The following is a 20,296-nucleotide window of genomic DNA, read 5'->3' on the forward strand; positions in this document are numbered from 1 at the left end:
AGCGGTACATGAGCATTTCGAAGTTGTTTTCAACGCCGTATCGCCGCAGCGCAGCAGACTTTGAACAGGTTCTGAAAAACGGCCGGAATCCCGCGCCTCCCATGCCGTAGACATCTCATCGCAAGAACCCGCCGCACCCATTCCCAGGGCCGTCATCCCCCGACGACGCGTCCTGTTGACTGGCGACCGTCAAATGCCTCCCGTCGCCGCCCATAAAGATTATTGGCTGTTGAATTTCAGAAGGAGACCACTCTTGTCGCACCCCCACCCCGACATCCCGTCGCAGCGCCTGTCCCTGAGCCTTCACGAAGAACAATGCTGGCTATTGCAGCAGCAACACCCGGAACGCCTGAGCCGCCGCGTTGACGCCTGGCGGCTGGACGAACAGACCGATCTCGCGCTGCTGACCCTGGCGCTGCAACAGCTAATCCAGGCCCGGCCGGAGCTGAACGCCCGTTACGCGTTCAGCGACGACGGCGATCTGTGCAAATCCCATGTGGCCGGCTGGCACCCTTGCATCGCCTTCCCCCGCATCAAGGAAGCCGAACTGGCCGAGCGCCTGCTCGCGCTGCGCGCGGCGCCGTGGGACGCGGCGACGCAGCCGCCGTTCCAGGCCCTGATCATCCATACCGAGCACAGCGCCGTGCTGGCGCTGAGCCTGCACCCCATTCTGGAACCGGCCCAGCCGTTCAACGCTTTGGCTGACGCGCTGGCCCAGAGCTATCAGCAACTGGACGCCGCGCGCCGCCCGCTGACGCTGACGCCACTGCCCTTGCAGGCCGGCGAAACCGGCTACCACCCGCCGGCGGCGGCCCAGCCCGCGGTCGACGGCCAAGACGCGATCGCCGCCACCATCCTGGCCGAACTGCGCGCGGTGCTGGCCGAGCCCGGCATGAGGCCGGACGACAACTTCTTCGATTTCGGCGGCCATTCGCTGCTGGCCACCCGCATCATCGGCACGCTGCAAAGCAAGCACGGCATCCAGATCCGCTTCAACGACTTCTTCGAAGCGCCCACCGCCGCCGCGCTGGCCGCGCGCGCCACCGTCAGCGAACAAGGCCGCCAGGCCGCGCCGTCCGCCGAAGTGCGGCAAGCGCCGCTGGCGCTGGCGCAAGCCTCGCTGTGGCGCGCCTACGCCGCCTACGACTTCGGCACCATCTTCAACCTGCCCTTCGCGCTGGACTTCCTCGATCCGGTGGACGAAAACCTGTTCCGCCTGGCCTTCAGCGACTTGCTGGAACGCCACGCCAGCCTGCGCACCACCTTCCATGAACAAGACGGCGCCGCGCTGCAGCGCATCGTGCCGCTGGCGGAAACCGGCGGCTACAAATGGTTCTGGAGCAGCGCGGAGAGCGAGGGGCTGACGCTGGCGGACGAAGCCGCCCATCGCTTCGACCTGGGCCGCGAGCTGCCGCTGCGGATACGCTTCCTGCGCCACCCGGCCACCGGCCGCCAAACCCTGTCCTTCCTGGTGCATCACATGGCGATCGACGAATGGTCGCTCAATGTGATGATGGACGAGCTGGCGCTGGCCTATCTCGCCCGCGCCGCCGGCCAGGCGCCGCAATGGGCCGCCCCGGCGCCCTCCTTCCACGCTTTCGCGCTGGAGCAGCAGCGCCAGGGCGTCAACCCGCGCCACATGGATTACTGGACCGCCATGCTGCGCGGCGCCACGCCGGGCCTACAACTGCCGGACCCGGCCGCGCCGGCCGCCGCGCCCGCCCAGGCCGCCGGCTTCAAGGCCAAATGGCTGGAGTTCAAGCCCGAGCCGGGCACGCAGGAAGCGATCACCGCCTTCGCCAAGCGTCACGATTCCTCATTGTTCAGCGTGGTCTACACCGCCATCGCGCTGGCGCTGCATAAGCTGGGCGATCTGCCGGAAATCGTGATCGGCACCTCGTCCTCCGGCCGCACCGACGCGGCGTATTTCGACACCGTCGGCTACTTCACCACCATGGTGGCGCACCGAGTGCGTTTCGACCGCCGGCAGTCGCTGGGCAGCCTGCTCAAGGACGTGACCCTGACCATCAACGACTCCATGGCCTACGCCGACATTCCGCTAGAACTGGTGCAAAACGCGCTGGGCATGACGCCGGCGGACGGCCTGCTGTTCGACGTCTACGTCCAGGTCCACGCCAACAACGCGCTCAACGGCGCGCTGCCGGCCCCGGACGGCGGCGAGATCCGCTACCGTCAGATCGACCCGGACAAGAGCGAATCCATGTTCGGCCTGCAGTTCGAGATCATGGAAGACGCGCACGACGGCTCGCTGCGCCTGGTCATCACCTACCGCGCGGAGCGCTACTCCGCCGCCCAGCTCGAGGCCATCTGCGCCACGCTGCACCGCTTGTTCGCGCTGCTGAGCGCGGGCGACGCCAGCGAGCGGAGGCTGGAAGAGCTGCTGGGCTAAGGCCTATTCCATGCCCGCTGCGCGTCGGTGATACGGCGCGCAAAACCTTGACGCCCCCGCCCTCAAACGAGAGCGGGGGCGTCAATTCCATTCGGTCTCAGAGCCAGTTTTCGATCTTTCTTTAAGTGCATTGAAACCTAGCTTGGTACACAGGAAGTCACATATCCGACGCACCCCGGGTCCCTTCAAGCCTGCCGTCGGGTGGCAGGCCCGAGGTTTTAAGCGGCTGCTTGTTCGAGCAGCGCGACGTTAGCGCGCTGCGAGTTCAGCCGCGCCTCGGGCCTGACGGGACCCGGCGGGAAGCCGTAGGCCAGGCTTGCAGGGTGGCCTTTAGGGGTGGAGGGGATATTTGGCCAAGCAAATATCTCCTCCCTGCTCGCCGGGCGGAACCGGCCCTAAACCATCATCCGCGCAGCGGATTCAAAACCAGCTCGCCAGAAACAACCTACCCCTGCGGCAGCCCATAATGCTGGAACGCCGAACGCTGCGGCAGGCGATAACGCGGCTGACCCAGCAACTGATTGATGATGGCCGCGTTGCGGATCGGGCCTATGCCCAGGTCCGGCGAACCCACCCCGTGCTGGAAAATCTCCGCGTTCTGCACAAACACCCGGCCCGGCCCCTGATCGCGGCGGCGCGCGGTGAAATCCTCCTCCACGATGCAATCGCCCTGCGCGTCCACCGCCAGCACCGTCTCCTTCAGCCGCTCGAACCACTGCGGCCAGGCGTGGGCGTAGCCGGTGGCGGCGACGATGGCATCGGTCTCCAGCTGGCAACGCTGGCCCAGCTGCCGGTGATGGCAAGTCATGCGCAGCGCGCCGTCCGCGCCCAGTTCCTCCAGCGCCTCCACATCGCAATTGGAATACAGCTTCAGGCCCGGATCGCGGCCGCCTATCGAGCGCTCGTAGAGCAGATCGAAGATATCGCCGATGGTGGAGAAGCTGATGCCCTTGTACAGCAGGCCCTGGCCGGCCACCACCTCGCGGCGCTTCTCGCGCGGGATACTGTGGAAGTACTGCATGTAAGCCGGGGTGAAGCACTCCTGCCCCAGCTTGGAAAACTCCATCGGGTGGAAGCCCGGCGCGCGCGTGATCCACTGGATGGACGCCCCGGCCGCCACCTGCTCCGGACTCAGCTCGCGGAACAGCGCCAGCACGCACTCCGCCGCGCTCTGGCCGGAGCCGATCACGGTGACGCGCCGGCATTGCGACAAAGCCTGCTGATTGGGGATGAATTGGGCGGAATGGATCACCCGCGGATGGCGGCTGGCGCGCGCCCACGCCGGTAGCCATGGCGAAGTGCCCACCCCCACCACCAGATCGCGGCCGGCATAGCGGCGCATCCCGCCCGACGCCGACTCGCTGTCCACCACGAAACGCCCCGCGCCCGCGTCGTAAGTCACGTCCCGCACCTCCTCGCCAAAACGGCAGGCCGGCAGCTGCTGCGCGGCCCAGCGGCAGTAATCGTCGTATTCAATGCGCGGCACCAGGGTGTTGTCGTAGTAGTAGAACTGGTAAAGCCTGTCGTGCTGATGCAGATAGTTCAGATAGCTGAGCGGATGCGTGGGGTCCGCCAGCGTGACCAGATCGGCCAGGAACGGCACTTGCAGCGTGGTGCCCGGCAACAGCAAACCCTCATGCCAGCGAAACGCCGGCTTGCGCTCCAGAAACACCCCTTTGATGTCCGAGTGACGCGACAACAAGGCCGCCAGGCCCAGATTGAACGGCCCGATGCCGACGCCGGCAACATCTACGTTCGCCATTTCCATATGCGAAAAACTCCCAAGGTTCTATCAAAGGTTCTATCGATTGTCCCCGGGGTGGGATCGCCGCCCCGGGGTGAGTTTGATCAGGGCTGGCCAGCCGCCAGCAAACGCTCCACATCCGCCACATTGCGGCAGCGCAGCAGCTGCCCTGGCGACAGCTCCACGGCGAAGGTTTCCCGCAGGCGCGCCGCGATGGCTTTCAGATGCTGGGGCAGCAAGCCCATGCTGCTGAAATCCAGCAACTCATCGGCCAGCTCCTGATAGGAGCGCCCCAGCACGCCCAGATAAATGTCCAGCACCGGACGCCGGTGCCGCGTCGCCGCGGCCGGCGCCTCGGCAACGGCGGGCGCCGCCACGCGCTCCTGAGCCGGGGCATGGGCCGGCGCCTGCAACAGCGCGCGCGCGCCGCGGCGGTCCGGCTTGCCGTTTTGCGACAAGGGCAGTTGCGCCACCTGTAAGAAACGCGTGGGCACATGGGATTGCGGCAGGACGCGGCGCGCGTGCTCGCGCAGATCCGCCGCGCTCGCCTCCACGCCGGGCTTGGCCACGTAGAGCGCGCCTATGCTCAGCTCCCCCTGCCGTTCATCGCCCACATCCACCACCAGCACATGGGCCAGCGCCGGATGCTTGATCAGCTCCATCTCGATGTCCGGCAGCGACACCCGCACCCCGCGCACCTTGACATAGCCATTGACCCGGCTGTCGAACATCATCACCCCGTCCGGCCGGTAACGGCCGCAGTCGCTGCTGCGGAAGGCGCGCGCCTGCTGGCCGGCCTCGTCGCGCACGGTGACGAAGTCGTGCTGGGTCAGCTCGCCGTTTTCCAGATAGCCCAGCGCCAGATTGACGCCGGCGGTGTGAATGCGTCCGGCCACGCCGGCCGGGCAATGCTCGCCGCGCTCGTTCAGCAGCCAATAACGGTTGCCGGGCAGCGGCCGGCCATAGGGCACCTTGGCGCTGTCCTCAGCGACGATGTCGTGCCAGATGCTCCAGATCGTGGTTTCCGTCGGCCCGCCCAAGGACAGCAGCCGCGCCGCCGGCAGAGCAGCGCGCAAATCCGCGATGATGGACGGCTTGATGTAATCCCCGCCCTGGGCCACCAGCCGCAGGCTGTGCAGCCCGCCGTCCTGCCGGCAAGACAGCAACATCTCCAGCATCGCCGGCACCGTGCACCACAGCGTGACGCCGTGCTCGTCCACCAATTGGTTCCAGCGCACCGCGTCCTTCTCCTCGCCCGCCTCCGGCAACACCAGGGTGGCGCCGGCGCTCAGGCTGCCCAGCACGTCGAACACCGACATATCGTGGTGCAGCGGCGTCACCGACATGCACACATCGCGCTGCGTCACCCGCCAATGCTCCAGCGTGGCGCCGATGACATTGGCCGTGGCCCGGTTGCACAGCACCACGCACTTGGGCTTGCCGGTGGTGCCCGAGGTATACAGGTAATACGCCGGCATCTCGCTCAGCGACAGCGCCTGCCAGCCTTCGCGAGCGGCCAGCGGCGCGGCCTCGGCCAGCAATTGCTCCGGCGTGGCCCGCGCATGCTCGGTCGGCAAGGGCTGGGCCGCCACCACCAGGTTTGGCCGGCAGTTGTCCAGCAAATAACGCAGCCGCTCCTCCGGCGACGCCGCGTCTATCGGCACCCAGATCACGCCGTTGAAGGCGCACGCCAGGGTGACGATGGTGTGCTCCGGGCTGCGCGGCAGGCATACCGCCACCACCTGGCCGGCGCCGACGCCGCGCGCCTTCAGCGCCGCCATCGCCCGGGACACCGCCGCGCCCAGCTCGCCGTAGCCTATCCGCCGCTGGCCGCTGATCAGCGCCACCTTGTCGTTGTCCGGGTCGAAGATATGGGCGGCGATGCGGCCGAGGAAATCCTCGCTGCGCGCCTCGGCTTCCATGCTGTTCAGCCGGTAATGGCCGTAATCCAGCACCCGCCCGGCCGGCGCCTCGAACACGCCGCTGTCCACCACCTGCTCGATGGCCCGCTCCAGCGCGCTCAGCACCGCGCCCACCAGCGCCGGTTCCAGCGCGTCGCGGGCGTAGTCGATGTCAAACACCAGCGCGCCGTCCGCCCGCGCGGAAAAACGCAGATCCATCGCCACCTGCGGCGTCTGGGTCAGTCCGCCGATCTGGCGCATGGCGCCGTCCGCCGCTGTTGGCCACGACAAGCCATTGGTCACCACCACCGGCAGCGCCGGGCCGGGGCCATGGCTCTCAAACAGCATCCGCGCCAGGTCCACGCCGGAGAAGGCCAGGTGCTGCAAGCCCTCCATCACATCCGCCTGCAAGCGGCGGCCGCGCTCCGCCAGGCTGTCCAGCCCCGCCGGCCACGTCACCGCGATGAAACTGGAACGGTTGGAGAAACCGCCAGACGGCAACGGCGCCACCGGCACCGCCACGCACAAGCCGCCCTCGTCCAGCCAGTGCGACAACACCTCCAACACCAGCGCCATCACCGTGGTGTTCTTGAAAAAGCGTTGGCCGTTGCCCAGCTTGCCCAGCCGCTCGAAACGCTCCGCGCTCACCGTCAGGCTTTGCCGTTCATAGCGCGCCACGCCCAATTGATCCAAGGGCTTGCGCCAAGGCAGCCGCGGCGCGCCGCCGCAATCGGCCAGCTTGTTTTTCCAATACAGCGCATCCGCCTTGCGCGCCTCAGCGGACACCTCGGCCGCCGCCGTGGCGGCCGGCCTGCTCGGCTCCGCCACGCCCTGAAACAGCTCCAGCATCAGCGCAGCGATGGAACGGCCGTCAACAATCAAGGCATCGAAACGCACGAACACCGTCAAGCTCTCGTCCGGCAGCAGGAACAGCGTCAGCTCCCACGGCGCGTGCTCCAGATCAAACAGCGCGTGGGCGTAATCCTCGCGCGCCGCCGCCACCCGCTCCTGGGCCGCCGACGACGACAAGGCGCGCAAATCCACCTCCCGCAGATTCACCCGCGGCTGCGCGCGGACCCGCTGCCGCAAGCGCGCGACGTCGATCACCGTGCGCAGGCAATCATGACGCCTCACCATCTCGCCCAGCCGGGCGCGCAGCAACGCCGGGTCCATCGTCCCGTGGTATTCGCGGAACTCCTGCATCGCCACCCCGCCCAGCGGCAGCTGCGCGGTGCGGCCCAGCAGGTAAGCCTGCTGCAACACCGACAGCGGCGTTTCCGCCTCCGGCTGCGCCAGCGGGCGCTCCAGCGCGGCCGGGTCCGCCGCCACGGCGGTGGCCAGGGCCACGAAATCGTTGAATAGCTGCGTGATCCAGTCTTGCGGCAAGGCGTCCAGGCGGATGTCCCAATTGATCAATACCCCGCCGTCCGCGCTGACAATCTGCGCGTCCAAGGCCACCTGCGGCCCCTGCGAAATCACCCAGTTCATCGCGCCGAAGGCGCGCCGCACCCGCTCCGAGAACAACTCGCCGCCCGGCATATCCAGCGCCGCGGTAAACACCACCGGCGCGATCTGCGGCGAACGGTGATGGCGGGACAGATCCCGCATCAGGTTCACGCCCGGATAAGCGCAATGGCCGGCGCGCTCCAGCAACTGCGCGGCCAGGTTTCGGCACAGCGCGCCCAAAGTCGGCGCCGCGTCCAAATCCACATCCAGCAACACCAGGTTGGCGAATTCCCCGATGATGCGCTCCGCGCCCTCCAACAGCGGCGGCCGCCAGAACACCGGCACATTCAGCCGGAAGCGCCTGTCCCCAGTGGCCGCGCCCAAGGCCTGGGCGAACACGCCCAGCATCAGGCCGGACAGCGTCAGCCGCTGCGCCTTGGCCAGCCGCCGCAAAGCCTGGCGCTGCTCCGGCGCCAGCCAGGCGCACAAGCGCTGGCTGGACGCTACGCCCGCCGGACCCTGCCGGCGCGGCAAGGACGGCGCCGGCGCAATCTTGGGCAGTTGCTCGCGCCACCAATCGCGGTCCCGCTCCCGGGCCGCCTTGAGCCAGGGCTCGTCCCGCGCCCGGTCGCACCACTCAAAGAAGGACGGCGTGGGCGGCAGCTCCGCGTCCGGGGATTCGTAAAACAGCGCCAAATCCTCCATCAGCAGGCGGAAGCTGGACGGATCGACGGCGATCATGTCCGCGTCCACATGCAGCCGGCTATCGCCCGCGCCAAACAGGCTGATGGAAAAACGAACGGCTTGACCGGTTGCCAGGTCAAGCCGTTGATGAGTCCACTGCTGGCGCTTGGCTTCCAGGCGCTGCGCCAGCACCTCGCCCTCCAGGGCGGTGAAATCCTCCACCTCCAGATGAGGCGCCTTGTCCGCCGCCGCCAGCGCCTGCATCCCATCCGCCGTCACGCAGGCGCGCAGCATGGCGTGCTCGCGGCCCAGCCGCCCCAGCGCGGCCACCAAGCGCGGCAGCTCGATGGCCTGGCCGTCGAACTCCGCATACAAATGCGCAGAGACGCCGCCCAGATCGGAATGATCGCCCCGGCCCATCCAGCAGGCCGCCTGCATTGAAGTCAGCTCTCTCATTGCGCACCCATGAAAATTGACAAATGGATTTCTTGCATTTCTTCCATCTCCATATGGCATCTCTAAATGCGAATGATTATAATTTACATAATTAGCGCTATGCAATGATTCAGGTGAAATCAACATGACGAATGAAAAACACGCCCAAACAATGCAAACGGAAGCGGCCAGCCCGCGCCAATGGCTGCATGGCCGGCTGCGGCAACTGCTGGCGGAAGACGGGGTGCTGAACCCCACGGAAAACCTGATGTATTACGGCCTGGATTCCCTGCGCCTAATGACGCTGGCCGCGGAACTCAACGCCCGCGGCATCCCGGTGCGCACGGAAGAACTGAGCCGCTCCCCCACGCTGGCGGACTGGGAAGCGCTGCTGGACGCGCGGCAAACCGCCGCCTGAAGCACGGCAAGCGCGGCGAAAGGCTGTTCACGTTCTTGGCCCGCTTTTTGAACTTGTCTGCCAGGCACCGCGCATCCGATGCGCGCTGGGCCCTTCACGCCCGCCGGGCAGCCCCGGCAATGAAAACCACCATCCGCAAAAACAGGCAACAACCGGGCGCCAAGCCACGCCCGACCAACAAGGAAAAACACCCGGCAATACCCACTCCAACCCACTGAGAAACCACGGAGCCACCACCCATGTCGCTGTCCCCACTTGACCAAAACCGTATCGAATCTTTTTGGCATTACTGCTTGCAGCACCAATATTTCAATCTCGCTTATCCAGAGTCAGCCGACTTCGACTACGCCCCCTTGCACCGCTTCCTGCGCTTCTCCATCAACAACTGCGGCGACTGGAACGAAAGCAGCAACTACCTGCTGAATTCCTTCGACTTCGAACGCGAAGTCATGCACTTCTTCGCCGAACTATTCCACATCCCCTTTGATGAAAGCTGGGGCTACGTCACCAACGGCGGCACCGAAGGCAATATGTTCGGCTGCTACCTCGCCCGCGAACTCTTCCCCGACGCCACGCTGTACTACTCCAAGGACAGCCACTACTCCGTGGCCAAGATCATCAAGCTGCTGCGCATCAAATCCCGCGCGGTGGACTCCCTGCCCAGCGGCGAAATCGACTACGACGACCTGGTGGCCAAAATCCAGCAAGATCAGGAACGCCACCCCATCGTCTTCGTCAATGTCGGCACCACCATGAAAGGCGCCGTGGACGACATCGGCGTCATCCAGCACAAGCTGGCTGAGGCCGGCATCCCGCGGCAGGATTACTACCTGCACGCCGACGCCGCGCTCAGCGGCATGATCCTGCCCTTCGTCGACGCCCCGCAGCCCTACTCCTTCGCCGACGGCATCGACTCCATCAGCGTGTCCGGCCACAAGATGATAGGTTCGCCGATGCCATGCGGCATCGTGCTGGCCAAGCGCAGCAATGTGTCGCGCATCTCCGTGGAAATCGACTACATCTCCGCCAAGGACCAGACCATCAGCGGCTCCCGCAACGGCCACACCCCCATGATGTTGTGGGCCGCCATCAAGAGCCGGCCGCTGGCGGAATGGCGCCGCAAAGTGCGCCACTGCCTGGACATGGCCCAATACGCGATAGACCGCCTCCAGGCCGCCGGCATCCAGGCTTGGCGCTGCAAGAACTCCATCACCGTGGTCTTCCCCAGCCCGTCCGAGCCGGTATGCGACAAACACGGCCTGGCCCGATCCGGCGGCACCGCCCACCTGATCACCACGCCCCACCACCACGACAGCCAGCGGCTGGACCGCCTGCTGGACGACATCGTCCAGGACCTGGGCGCGGTGACGGCCCCGGCCGGCGCCACCATGAGCGCGGCCTAAACCCCGCATAGCGCCGCCGCGGCGCAGCAAAGCGGAAAGCCGCCCACAATGGGCGGCTTTCCGCTGTAACGCCTCCGCCGTATCGCCGAAGCGCGGCAGATTTTGAACAAATGCTTACTCCGCCTCCAGCAACACCGCCTCCACCTCCCGCTGACACATCACTCGGCCCGCCGGCGACGCGGCCAGATCCGCCAGCCGCAGCCGGCACGCCCCCTGCGCATTGCTGATGCAGCCCACCTCCTGGGCGGAAACCGGCTCCAACTGGCAGCGGGCCGCCGGGCCGGCCGGCATGCGGATCACCACCCGCTGCAAGCTCGGCGCCAGCCGCGCCACCCACCAGCCGGCCTCCCGCAGCGCCGCCTGATACTGCCGCCGCCCCTGCTCCAACTGCGCCATCGCCACCCCGTCAACACCGTGCCGCTTGAGGCGAACCTCCACCCCAAGCTGCAAGCCCACCTTGGCCGGCACCGTGATCCGCACCGGCGGGTTCTCGCGGTACAGCGCCGCGCTGATCGGCACCGCCACCGAGCCGAAACGGTCCAGCCGCAGACTGATGGGCGCGGCCGCCGCCAGAATCTCCAGCGTGCCGCCCTCCAAGGGCAAAGCGCGCTCCAGCGGAGACAAGCGCAGGCGAAACGCCAAGTCCGGATATGTTTGCGGGCTGACCTTGAACAGGTATTTCAGATTGACGCCATCGGCGATGCGCCGATAGTCCAACTCATAGACATGCTGGGCCTGGACGGCGGGCAGCAGGCTCAGGCCGATGGCGGCCAGCAGACACGCGGCTAGACCGGAACCAGGTCTCAGGGACGGAACCACCGTTTGCCCAGCCGCAACAAGCCATCCAGCAAAGGCCAAGGCACGGCGGAAGCGGGCTCCACAAAACGCAGCAAGGGCGCGCCATGGCCGGCCAAACGCCCGCACTCGGCCACCGCCGCGTAAAAACCGCCCACCACATCCGCCAGCCCCAAGGCGACGGCCTCCGCCCCATTCAACACCTGCCCGGCCGCCAAGCGCTCCCGCCCCTCGGCACCCAAGGCCGGCCGGCATGCCAGGAGGGCCGCCATGAACTGCCGCCCGTTTTCCCGCACCAGCTCATGCAAGGCCTGCTCCGCCTCCGGGGCCAGATCGGCACAATGACTGAACATATCCTTCAAGGCATTGCTGGCATAAGCGGTGTAGCCCACGCCTAGCTTGGACAACAACGCCGACGGAGACAACAAACGCACAATCGCCCCCGCTCCGCCCAAGGTGGCGCTGGGCGTGACCACCAGCCGGTCCGCCGCCAACGCGGGCAACAGCCCCGCCGACAAGGCCGTCTCCATCACCAGGGCCACAATGGGCAGACCCAACTCCTCGCGGCACAGATTCACCGCTTCAATAATGGCTTCCGCGCTGCCGGCGCCGCCGCCATTGGAAGAAACACGCAGCAATACCGCGCAGGCCGCCGGCTTGCGTGTCGGCAATTCCCGCAGCCGCAGGGCGAACTCCAGCGCGCTGGCCTCGGTAATCGGCCCGGCAATGGAAAAAACATAGATACAAGACGGGCGACGCGGCCATATCACGACATGATCTCCATCCGGATCGCCGGAAACGCCAGCACGGTCCCAATGCACACATCCGTGGTCACATGCGCCGTGAACGCGGCGGCCAGGCCTCCGCTCCACACCCTCAGCCCGCCCAAGGCCAAGCCGTACAACAAGGTCAGGCCGACGCCCAGCCAGCCATTCGGCACCCCTCCGGCATAGTGCGCGGCGGCAAAGGCCAGCGCCTGCACCAGCAAGACGATGGACAAGGGCAAGGCGGCCTCGGCCAAACCACCCTGCACCATGCCGCGATAAATCACCTCCTCCAGCCAGCTGTTCAGCAACGCAAACCCCAAAATCACCGCCAGCAGGGCCATCACCGGCCAAGCCGGCATCAGCCCGGCCTGCACGCGCAAATCCGGCGCGAACCCACGCATCCACAACAGCAAAACACCGCTGCTGATCAAGCCCACCAGCACCCCCAGCGCGGCATGCCGCGCCCGTAGGCGCCCCATGCGCATCACCTCCAGCACACGCGGCCGGTCCCAGCGCCAAAACACCAGCAATGTGAGCAAAATGGGCAACAACATGATCAGCGGCCAGACCTGCCACTCCAACAACAGCATGCGGTTGAGCAGCCATGCCGACACCAGCACCAGCACCATGCGCGCCAAGGGCTGCGCCTGCCGCCATACCCGCCATCCACTCCAGGCCGCCAGCAGCACCGGCCCCCATAACCCCGCTCCGCTGCTCAACTGCGCCCAGGCCAGCGCGGCAATCAGGCCAAGCAGGCCAGCGCGCTCGCGGCTAAGTGACAGCGGCGGGCTCATGTCGAGCGTTCCACCGCCGCCGCCTCCGCGAGCTTGCGCTGCAATAGCGCCTCAAAATCCAGCAGAGTATGCAACTGGCCGGCCTCCTCATCGGAAATCTCAAGCAGAAACGCCTTCTCCAATTCAAACAACACATCGTAAAGCGACAAGGAATCCAGCCCCAGGGTATCCACATCCGGAGCGCCAAGAATGGTTTCCAGCGGCAAATCCGTTGCCCGCGCCAGAATGGCCGCCACATCTTCACGCAGCGCCATATTCACCTCCATCGGCCAGCGCCTGCTCAATCTCCTGCGCCAAGCGCCAGCGCTCCGCCACCGCATGCCAGGCGGTGTATTGCTCGGGATAACGGGCAATCAGCGCGCCAATCACGCCGTCGATGCGGCAGGCCATCTCGGTCAGCGCCTCGCCCGAGGCCTGCGCCGGCACGGCAAGGCGCAAATGGCTGGCGGTGCGAAACACATCCTCCTCCCTCACCACGCTGAGCACGACCAGGTCCACCTCCAGCCGCTTGGCTATTTCCAGAATGCTCAATGGAAACATCGCCGCCTTGCCGCAAAGCCGCGACCCCACCATGCGCACGGTTTCCGTGGGCATGCTGTCCACCCTCATCGCCACGGAAAAGCCCTGGCGCACCGCCCTGGCAATCTGCCTGGCCACCAATGGCTGGTCAGCGGCAATGCCCTCTATGCGCTGCCCGGTCATGCGGGACAAGGATTGATAAAAACCAATCTTCTGCAGCGGCTCCAAGGCGCAACGCGGCTGCACCACCGCTATTTTCCTGGCATTGGCATATTGCTGCCGCACTGGCTGCAACATGCCGAAGTAGTGCAGCGCGAATGAAACCACCAAATAAATAACGGGCTTTTCCGGCGCCACCTCCTTGGGCGGCCGGATATCCACTTGCGTATGCCTGCGCCCCCAGCGCAATAAGCGCTCTCCAGGCAGCCGGCACAGCGTGGAAAAAATCAGGGTGTTTCTAGCGTGATTGATCTGGGTGTGCCAGTAAATGTGCCAACTCCGCACATACGAAACACTCAACGCATGTGAAATGGCGGACACTGTCGAACTCACTTTGCGGGTATTCGCCAAGGCCTTTAAGGTCCAGATGCTGCCCACGAATACGGCCAGCGCCATTTGCATGAAATACGGCCACTTGCCGCCAAGCCAGGCCCAACGCGGAATAAGCCCGATCATATCTGAAAACCTGACACCAACAGGCATGCCATAAGCTGGCGGCGCAGGCGATATTGCGTTTTTATTTTCCACCATTCCCCCCAATTAAAATGAGGCCAGATAAAATGTGAGCCCTTATCTAAAGGGCTCACTCGATTTACCGTGGGATTACTGGGCAATAATCAGACATGTGGCCGAGGATTGAACTGGAGTGACGGCGGATTTGGACACCAGAACCACTTTTCCGCCAATCAACACCTTAACGGCTGGCGGTTTAGCCGGCTTGTTTAATGGCATGAATGCTCTCCAATAAAATGGCTTGAAAGAAATTGGCCTGCAAAAGGCAGGCAAGTAAGCACTCTGCCTTCACCTTTACCCAAGAGTCAATCTCGCCTGGCCCTCTCAGATTTCCGCTTATCCAAACGAATATGAGCAAGCGCCCAAATTATTAGAAAATCTTATCCATTAATAGGATGATGTTTTTTCAATGCATCGCAAAAATACCAAAGACATGCAAAATAAAAAATGGAAACACGGTAAAGACCCGTTAGAACCACGAACAACACCGGCGGCGACGCTGAGCCATGACACGCCAACAGCACACGTAGAATCAGCGGGCTTGTGAGCGGGTCTTATTGCATAATAGCGCTGCAATACGCGCCACTTTGCCTGCTCCACCCCGGCCCGCCAAAATACCAATATCATGCAAACGCCTTTCCTCAGCCCAGCGCCATCATCTCCATTCCATTTATCATCCCAGGCATCGCTAAATGAGCAAGCGCCTGCCGGAAATGAATGGTGGGAAAATACAACATGGCAAAATCGGGGCGATTCCCCGTACAAAAAGCGTGAACATCGCGGCATTCATTTCCCCAACGGACAGGCCTCCCAACCTTGACGCCCCCGCCTTCCCCCCTTACTCTCGTCCGTGCGCTGCGCCAAATAACGCAGCCATGGGCTGGGAGGCCCGTTTGATATCCCGTAGCAAATCGCTTGGCCGCGATTCGTTATGTGCTGTTGCGTCTGCCACCATCCGGGCGGGCGCATGGCACTGAGCCCTCCGGGGCTGCCGTTGGATGTCCGGTCCTCCCACTTTGTCATGTGCCTGCCCACGCCTTCCGTGCGTGCCGCGCAGGCATCCCTAAAGCGATGTTAGTGGAGGCCATAATGAATATATTGAGTTTCTACCGGCAGCACCCCCGTCCGACCCACCCCGCAGCGATGTTCACGGCCATGGAGGACCAGCCATGAGCGCCGCCACCGTCCAACTCCAGCCGCCGCTGCTGCAACTGCGCGAGCAGATCAGACAGCTCTACCTCACCACCACCGGCCAGGACGAAGCCAACGCCATGGTCTCCATCCTGGAACAGTCCTACCTGCAAGCCGATGAAGCCCTAAGCCGCGGCATTGTGCATGTCCACACCGCCAACCAGAGCCTGCACGCCATGATGACGCTGCTGCTGAACTGCCAGGAGGACCAGCAAGTCAACTGCGAACAAATCGTGGCCTTGCTGGAACCCATCCGCCAGGAACTGCAGGCCGGCTTCGTGCAGATATCGGAAGTGATGTAGACGTAACAACGCCGCAGCGGGGAGGCTGCGGCGCTAGTATTTAGGCCTTGCGGCAAGGGGCTAGCGGCAAATCGGGCCACCGCGCTGGCTCATGCGTTTTCCACCTCATCAAACCGCGCATACCACGCCAAGGTATTGGCCTTGGTGAAGCCTTCCGCATCGTCCATGCTGGTGTGCAGCTGATCCGGATGAGGCACCCTCACCGACTTGAGCACCCGATTCACCGCTACATAGGCAGGAGGATGGCCATCTTCCTGCGCGCCGACATCCGGCAACACACCAGCCTGAACCATTAATCTGCCGTTATCGGTTTCCTGCACGCTGACATCGGGCAACTGCAGCTGCTGCTTGAGCGCGGCCATGCCACCCAGCTTCTCGATATAGCGAGGTCCAAGCAACGTCAGCCAACAAACACCATCACAAGCTGCCGTACGAACCCAGGGCCAACACAATTAAAAACACGATGATTCCAAACAAAATCTTCCACCCATTTTTCCATGCTGTTTTGACCTGATATTTCCAACCAGGCTCACCGTCCAACTTGTCCAACTCATCCATAGGATCACACAATACTTGAGATCGACCCCCTTTAGAAATCAATGGTTTGTGCACTTTTTTTGTGAATTCCATCGTAGGAATTCGCAGAAAAGTTGAGAAAATCCTATCGGATTCACACAATAGTTGCTCCAAGGTTCTGTCCCTCTGTCAGCCTCCCCTCTCGGCCTGAACTCCTTCCAGCTGCGCCTGCTGACCTTGGTACTCTGGGTCTGGTCTAGTCGGGTCGTCAGAGCCTGCTTTTCCAAACAACTCAAGTACCTCGCACATGAGTTGGACGATGTCTGGGATCTTGGCGATAGCGACCGCCTGGGGCCTGTCCGCCATATGCAAAATACATTGCATCACTTCGTCTGAATTCCGAATCAAGGCCACCAGGTAGTCCCCCGATGGTCCTCGTTCCCCTGTTATCCAGTTTTTGACTGTTCGCTCGCTGGCTCCCGTCCATCGCATCACAGTATTGGTTGCGCGATGGGATCGTCCCAACTCCTTTTGCAAAGCCGCTGAAATTTGATTTGCATAATCGACTTCAGAGCCTTCTGCCGGCCCATTCGGCAAAACCTTGCCCGTTTTCGGCAACATCTTTCCGATTCCTCCCGCTAAATTGAGAAATGGAACCACCACGCCGGCAATCACTTCACCGATGCCTGGCGCCTGGCCCACCATCCGTTGAACCGGCCAGTAAAGCAGGAGCTCGCCATGAACCACTTGTCGAGCAGTCGCATAGGAAGTACGCAATACCCCTACCCTGTCAGGGCGGCGGCATACGTCCGCATGTCGACAGAGCATCAGCAGTACTCCACAGAAAACCAGGCTGCGGCCCTGTTCCTGTATGCACAGCAACGAAACATTGAGATTGTCCGCACTTACGCCGACGAGGGGAAAAGTGGCTTGCGCCTGGATGGCCGTCATGCGCTGAAAAACCTGCTGGAAGACATCGAGACAGGGGCAGCAGACTACTCCACCATCCTGGTCTACGACGTGAGCCGCTGGGGGCGCTTCCAAGATCCCGATGAAAGTGCCAGTTATGAAATCCGCTGTAAGCACGCCGGTGTGTCCGTCCAGTACTGCGCGGAACAGTTCGTCAACGACGACAGCCCGGTGTCGAGCATCATCAAGAGCGTCAAACGCACCATGGCTGGTGAGTACAGCCGTGAGCTGTCCGTGAAGGTGTTTGCCGGCCAGGCACGGTTGATCGAGCGGGGCTATCGACAAGAGGGAACGGCCGGTTTCGGATTGCGCCAGCAGTTTGTCGATCACACCTGGGCACCCAAAGCTCTGCTGACACGGGGAGAACACAAGAGTATTCAGACGGACCGGATCATCCTGATCCCTGGCCCGGAGGAAGAGGTGGCCATCATTGGGGACATTTACCGAGCCTTCGTGGAGGAGGGGCGAAGCGAACAAGAAATCGCCGGCATGCTGAACCAGCGAGGCATAACAACAGACCTGGGACGAGCATGGACACGTGGCACGGTGCACCAGGTGCTGATCAACGAAAAATACATCGGCAACAACGTCTGGAACCACGGCTCGTTCAAGCTAAAAAACCAACGCGTGCGTAACAGCCCAGAACAGTGGGTACGGGCTGATGGGGCCTTTGAACCTATCGTCAATAAAACGCTGTTCAATGCCGCCCAAGCCATCATCCAGTCCCGCTCGTATCGTCTCTCTGACGAAGAAATGCTGGATGCGCTGCGCCAGTTATACCTGCAACAGGGGAGCCTATCCGGACTGGTGATCGACGAAGCCGAAAACTGTCCCTCCAGTAGCGCCTATCTGAGTCGGTTCGGCAGCCTGCTGCGGTGCTATACCCTGATCGGTTATACCCCAGATCGGGATTTCAGCTACATCGAGATCAATCGCGGCTTACGTGAACAGTATCCTCATCTAGTCGAGGAAACCATCGAGCACATCCGGTCCTTGGGAGGGCGGGTGACGACAGATCCAGAGAACGGCCTGCTTACCATCAACGAAGAATTCACCGTCTCGCTGGTACTCAGCCGGTGCAGGATGACCCAAGCGGGCTCGAGCCGCTGGATCATTCGCTTCGACACTGGGTTGTTTCCCGACATTACCGTCGCCGTACGTATGTCGCCAGATGGCACCCAGACATTGGATTACTACCTGTTGCCGGCGATCGATATGACGGTGGCCAAGCTAACCTTGGCGCAGCAAAACGAAGCCGGGCTGGAAATCTACCGGTTCGACTCGCTGGAGCCGTTGTTTGTGCTGGCGCGGCGTACATCCTTGCGGGAGATGCTGTCATGACACTCGCTCTCCGTACTCTGCACCATGTAAACGGCGAGTCAGAGATCCGCCTAATCGAGCTTGACCGGATCAGGGTGCTCAACCCGCGCGTACGCGACAAGAAGATTTTTGCTCGCCTAGTGGAAAACATTGCCACCCTGGGACTGAAACGGCCGATCACCGTTGCGGAAAGGGGCACAGCCGAGACGGGGCAGATCTACGACCTGATCTGCGGACAGGGTCGCTACGAGGCTTACCAGATGTTGGGGGAGAAGGCGATTCCCTGTGTCGTGGTACAGGCCTCCGAGGTCGATCGTTACCTGATCAGTCTGGTGGAAAATCTGGCTCGGCGTAAGCACTCCAACCATGACTTGCTGGATGCGGTCCGGATTCTGGAGGACCGGGGCTATAACAATGTACAGATCGCGCAAAAGACCGGACTGGACCCAAGCTACATCAACACGATCATCTATTTGTTGCGCCAGGGGGAGGAACGCCTGATTGGCGCCGTCGAAAGCGGCTGGCTGTCGATTTCCATGGCCGCGGAGATTGCGCGATCGGGCGATGACGAAATCCAAAGTGCCATGATGCAGGCCTACGAATCTGGCTTGCTCAAAGGTGACCAGCTGATGCGGGTACGACGACTGATTACGCAACGCACGGCGTTCGGCAAAGGCTATCGACGAGGCTGGCACCTCCGCGGTGACAAGAATGTCACACCTCAAAAGCTACTGAAGACCTACCAGGCTGAGGTTCGGCGGCAAAAACTGATGGTCAAAAAGGCCGAGATTAACGACCAACGCCTCCTTTTCGTCACCACTGCCTTGCGCCGCCTGATGGCTGACGAGCATTTCCTGACCCTGCTCCGGGCAGAGAATATTCAAGACATGCCGCAACCACTCGCGGAACGGGTACGTGGAGGGGGGCATGCATGACACAGGTACGGATGGGTTTCGAGGCAGAAACCATCAGGGTTCCAATCCAGAGCATCTTGCCGACTCGCCTGGTCAGCCAGGAGGTACTGCAGTCGGTCAAATATCAAGCAATTCTGGCCTCTATCCGTGAACTCGGTATTGTCGAGCCGCTTGCCGTGCACCCGGAAAAGCGGATCAACGGGGATGCCCAGCACTTTATCTTGCTGGATGGCCATTTACGGCTTGAGGCTCTGAAAGAGTTGGGGGATCAGGAAGTTGTTTGCCTGGTTTCAACCGACGATGAAGGGTTCACCTACAACCGCCAGATCAACCGAGTCAGTGCCATTCAGGAGCACAAGATGATCCTGGCGGCGATCAAGAAAGGGGTTCCAGCCGAACGCATTGCACAGGTGCTCAATGTCAACGTTGACCGTACCCATGAGCGTCAACACCTGCTGGATGGCATTGCCCCGGAAGTGGTCGAACTACTCAAGGACCGTATGATTGGCCGGCAGGTATTTCGCGTATTACGCAAGATGAAGCCCATGCGACAGATCGAGGCAGCCGAGATGATGCTCTCAGCAAACCGGTTCACCCAAAGCTATGTCGACATGATTCTGGTGGCGACACGATCTGAGCAACTGATCGACAAGAAAAAGACCAAGCACACGGAAGTCACGCCAGAAGATATCGCACATATGGAGCTTGAGATGGAAAAGCTCCACCACGATTACCAGTTAGTAGAGGAGACGCTGGGTGAAACCATGCTTGTGCTGGTCGTTGCGAAAGGCTACATCTCGCGACTGATTCGCAACGAAGCCATTTAAGGTTACCTAAAGCGCCATCACAAGGACTTATCGGAAGAACTCGTATCGGTCATGGAGGCTATTACTACAGACACCCGGAGCCAAGGAAGCGAGTGAAGCTCAACGACGGCGGCACGCCTCCTGAATGGCCCTGAATTGTAGAAGTTCAGACTTGATCTGACAGTCTCCCGTTTTGACGGCGCCCGATTGTCAGATCAATTCAGCTTGTC

Annotated in this window: 17 protein-coding genes; 7 read left to right on the top strand and 10 right to left on the bottom strand. The window is 62.7% G+C overall.

Annotation, left to right across the window (positions count from 1 at the left end):
* The first annotated feature begins 253 nt into the window (after nt 1-253).
* Nucleotides 254-2,410, top strand: coding sequence for a condensation domain-containing protein (locus ACE3QM_RS19030; RefSeq protein WP_374424078.1), 2,157 nt, complete (start codon nt 254-256; stop codon nt 2,408-2,410).
* Nucleotides 2,411-2,855: 445 nt separating this feature from the next.
* Here the strand turns inward: ACE3QM_RS19030 and basC are convergent, their stop codons facing one another.
* Nucleotides 2,856-4,172, bottom strand: coding sequence for a putative histamine N-monooxygenase (basC, locus tag ACE3QM_RS19035; protein ID WP_374424080.1), 1,317 nt, complete (start codon nt 4,170-4,172; stop codon nt 2,856-2,858).
* A gap of 86 nt (nt 4,173-4,258) precedes the next feature.
* Complete coding sequence (locus ACE3QM_RS19040) at nt 4,259-8,641, bottom strand: amino acid adenylation domain-containing protein (RefSeq protein ID WP_374424082.1); 4,383 nt, start codon at nt 8,639-8,641, stop codon at nt 4,259-4,261.
* 124 nt (nt 8,642-8,765) lie between these two features.
* Here ACE3QM_RS19040 and ACE3QM_RS19045 point away from each other — a divergent pair, with 124 nt between their 5' ends.
* A complete protein-coding gene (locus ACE3QM_RS19045; protein WP_374424084.1) occupies nt 8,766-9,038 on the top strand; it encodes a phosphopantetheine-binding protein in 273 nt (90 codons plus the stop codon).
* A gap of 239 nt (nt 9,039-9,277) precedes the next feature.
* Complete coding sequence (locus ACE3QM_RS19050; protein ID WP_374424086.1) at nt 9,278-10,441, top strand: histidine decarboxylase; 1,164 nt, start codon at nt 9,278-9,280, stop codon at nt 10,439-10,441.
* Between the two features lie 114 nt (nt 10,442-10,555).
* Here ACE3QM_RS19050 and ACE3QM_RS19055 read toward each other — a convergent pair whose 3' ends face one another.
* Genes ACE3QM_RS19055 through ACE3QM_RS19075 form a run of 5 tightly spaced genes read right to left on the bottom strand, consistent with a single transcriptional unit; the run spans nt 10,556 to nt 14,066 of the window.
* Nucleotides 10,556-11,260 carry a hypothetical protein gene (locus ACE3QM_RS19055; RefSeq protein ID WP_374424088.1) on the bottom strand — a complete coding sequence of 235 codons (705 nt, stop codon included), beginning with the start codon at nt 11,258-11,260 and terminating at the stop codon, nt 10,556-10,558.
* Complete coding sequence (locus ACE3QM_RS19060; protein WP_374424090.1) at nt 11,245-12,006, bottom strand: S49 family peptidase; 762 nt, start codon at nt 12,004-12,006, stop codon at nt 11,245-11,247. Before ACE3QM_RS19060 ends, ACE3QM_RS19055 begins: the two co-directional genes overlap by 16 nt.
* Nucleotides 12,003-12,797 (bottom strand): type II CAAX prenyl endopeptidase Rce1 family protein, encoded by a 795-nt coding sequence (locus tag ACE3QM_RS19065; protein WP_374424092.1) that lies wholly within the window; start codon nt 12,795-12,797, stop codon nt 12,003-12,005. Before ACE3QM_RS19065 ends, ACE3QM_RS19060 begins: the two co-directional genes overlap by 4 nt.
* The gene (locus tag ACE3QM_RS19070) at nt 12,794-13,051 is read right to left on the bottom strand and encodes a phosphopantetheine-binding protein (protein ID WP_231461358.1); all 258 of its coding nucleotides are present in this window, start codon (nt 13,049-13,051) and stop codon (nt 12,794-12,796) included. The genes ACE3QM_RS19065 and ACE3QM_RS19070 overlap by 4 nt, the downstream gene beginning before the upstream one ends.
* Nucleotides 13,038-14,066 carry a hypothetical protein gene (locus ACE3QM_RS19075; RefSeq protein ID WP_374424094.1) on the bottom strand — a complete coding sequence of 343 codons (1,029 nt, stop codon included), beginning with the start codon at nt 14,064-14,066 and terminating at the stop codon, nt 13,038-13,040. The genes ACE3QM_RS19070 and ACE3QM_RS19075 overlap by 14 nt, the downstream gene beginning before the upstream one ends.
* A gap of 1,151 nt (nt 14,067-15,217) precedes the next feature.
* On the opposite strand from ACE3QM_RS19075, the gene ACE3QM_RS19080 reads away from it, so the two are divergent.
* The gene (locus ACE3QM_RS19080) at nt 15,218-15,541 is read left to right on the top strand and encodes a hypothetical protein (RefSeq protein ID WP_374424096.1); all 324 of its coding nucleotides are present in this window, start codon (nt 15,218-15,220) and stop codon (nt 15,539-15,541) included.
* 89 nt (nt 15,542-15,630) lie between these two features.
* Here ACE3QM_RS19080 and ACE3QM_RS19085 read toward each other — a convergent pair whose 3' ends face one another.
* The 3 genes from ACE3QM_RS19085 to ACE3QM_RS19095 are packed head-to-tail and all read right to left on the bottom strand — an operon-like array spanning nt 15,631 to nt 16,834.
* Complete coding sequence (locus ACE3QM_RS19085) at nt 15,631-15,993, bottom strand: type VI immunity family protein (RefSeq protein ID WP_374424098.1); 363 nt, start codon at nt 15,991-15,993, stop codon at nt 15,631-15,633.
* A complete protein-coding gene (locus ACE3QM_RS19090) occupies nt 15,959-16,231 on the bottom strand; it encodes a hypothetical protein (RefSeq protein WP_374424108.1) in 273 nt (90 codons plus the stop codon). Before ACE3QM_RS19090 ends, ACE3QM_RS19085 begins: the two co-directional genes overlap by 35 nt.
* A gap of 15 nt (nt 16,232-16,246) precedes the next feature.
* The gene (locus ACE3QM_RS19095) at nt 16,247-16,834 is read right to left on the bottom strand and encodes a hypothetical protein (RefSeq protein WP_374424100.1); all 588 of its coding nucleotides are present in this window, start codon (nt 16,832-16,834) and stop codon (nt 16,247-16,249) included.
* Here ACE3QM_RS19095 and ACE3QM_RS19100 point away from each other — a divergent pair.
* Genes ACE3QM_RS19100 through ACE3QM_RS19110 form a run of 3 tightly spaced genes read left to right on the top strand, consistent with a single transcriptional unit; the run spans nt 16,796 to nt 20,087 of the window.
* On the top strand, nt 16,796-18,367 hold the full coding sequence (locus ACE3QM_RS19100; RefSeq protein WP_374424102.1) for a recombinase family protein: 1,572 nt from the start codon (nt 16,796-16,798) through the stop codon (nt 18,365-18,367). The two genes, ACE3QM_RS19095 and ACE3QM_RS19100, sit on opposite strands and share 39 nt — an antisense overlap.
* Nucleotides 18,364-19,281 carry a plasmid partitioning protein RepB C-terminal domain-containing protein gene (locus ACE3QM_RS19105; RefSeq protein ID WP_374424104.1) on the top strand — a complete coding sequence of 306 codons (918 nt, stop codon included), beginning with the start codon at nt 18,364-18,366 and terminating at the stop codon, nt 19,279-19,281. Before ACE3QM_RS19100 ends, ACE3QM_RS19105 begins: the two co-directional genes overlap by 4 nt.
* Nucleotides 19,278-20,087, top strand: a complete 810-nt coding sequence (locus ACE3QM_RS19110; protein ID WP_374424106.1) for a plasmid partitioning protein RepB C-terminal domain-containing protein — start codon at nt 19,278-19,280, stop codon at nt 20,085-20,087. The genes ACE3QM_RS19105 and ACE3QM_RS19110 overlap by 4 nt, the downstream gene beginning before the upstream one ends.
* The last annotated feature ends 209 nt before the right edge of the window (nt 20,088-20,296 follow it).

Source organism: Chromobacterium sp., assembly GCF_041912965.1.
GTDB lineage: Bacteria > Pseudomonadota > Gammaproteobacteria > Burkholderiales > Chromobacteriaceae > Chromobacterium > Chromobacterium aquaticum.

Coding starts and splice junctions, on each gene's coding strand:
- ACE3QM_RS19110 (WP_374424106.1), top strand. CDS start 19,278: ATGACACAGGTACGGATGGGTTTCGAGGCAGAAACCATCAGGGTTCCA.
- ACE3QM_RS19075 (WP_374424094.1), bottom strand. CDS start 14,066: ATGGTGGAAAATAAAAACGCAATATCGCCTGCGCCGCCAGCTTATGGC.
- ACE3QM_RS19070 (WP_231461358.1), bottom strand. CDS start 13,051: ATGGCGCTGCGTGAAGATGTGGCGGCCATTCTGGCGCGGGCAACGGAT.
- ACE3QM_RS19080 (WP_374424096.1), top strand. CDS start 15,218: ATGAGCGCCGCCACCGTCCAACTCCAGCCGCCGCTGCTGCAACTGCGC.
- ACE3QM_RS19105 (WP_374424104.1), top strand. CDS start 18,364: ATGACACTCGCTCTCCGTACTCTGCACCATGTAAACGGCGAGTCAGAG.
- ACE3QM_RS19045 (WP_374424084.1), top strand. CDS start 8,766: ATGACGAATGAAAAACACGCCCAAACAATGCAAACGGAAGCGGCCAGC.
- ACE3QM_RS19100 (WP_374424102.1), top strand. CDS start 16,796: ATGAACCACTTGTCGAGCAGTCGCATAGGAAGTACGCAATACCCCTAC.
- ACE3QM_RS19050 (WP_374424086.1), top strand. CDS start 9,278: ATGTCGCTGTCCCCACTTGACCAAAACCGTATCGAATCTTTTTGGCAT.
- ACE3QM_RS19065 (WP_374424092.1), bottom strand. CDS start 12,797: ATGAGCCCGCCGCTGTCACTTAGCCGCGAGCGCGCTGGCCTGCTTGGC.
- ACE3QM_RS19040 (WP_374424082.1), bottom strand. CDS start 8,641: ATGAGAGAGCTGACTTCAATGCAGGCGGCCTGCTGGATGGGCCGGGGC.
- basC (WP_374424080.1), bottom strand. CDS start 4,172: ATGGCGAACGTAGATGTTGCCGGCGTCGGCATCGGGCCGTTCAATCTG.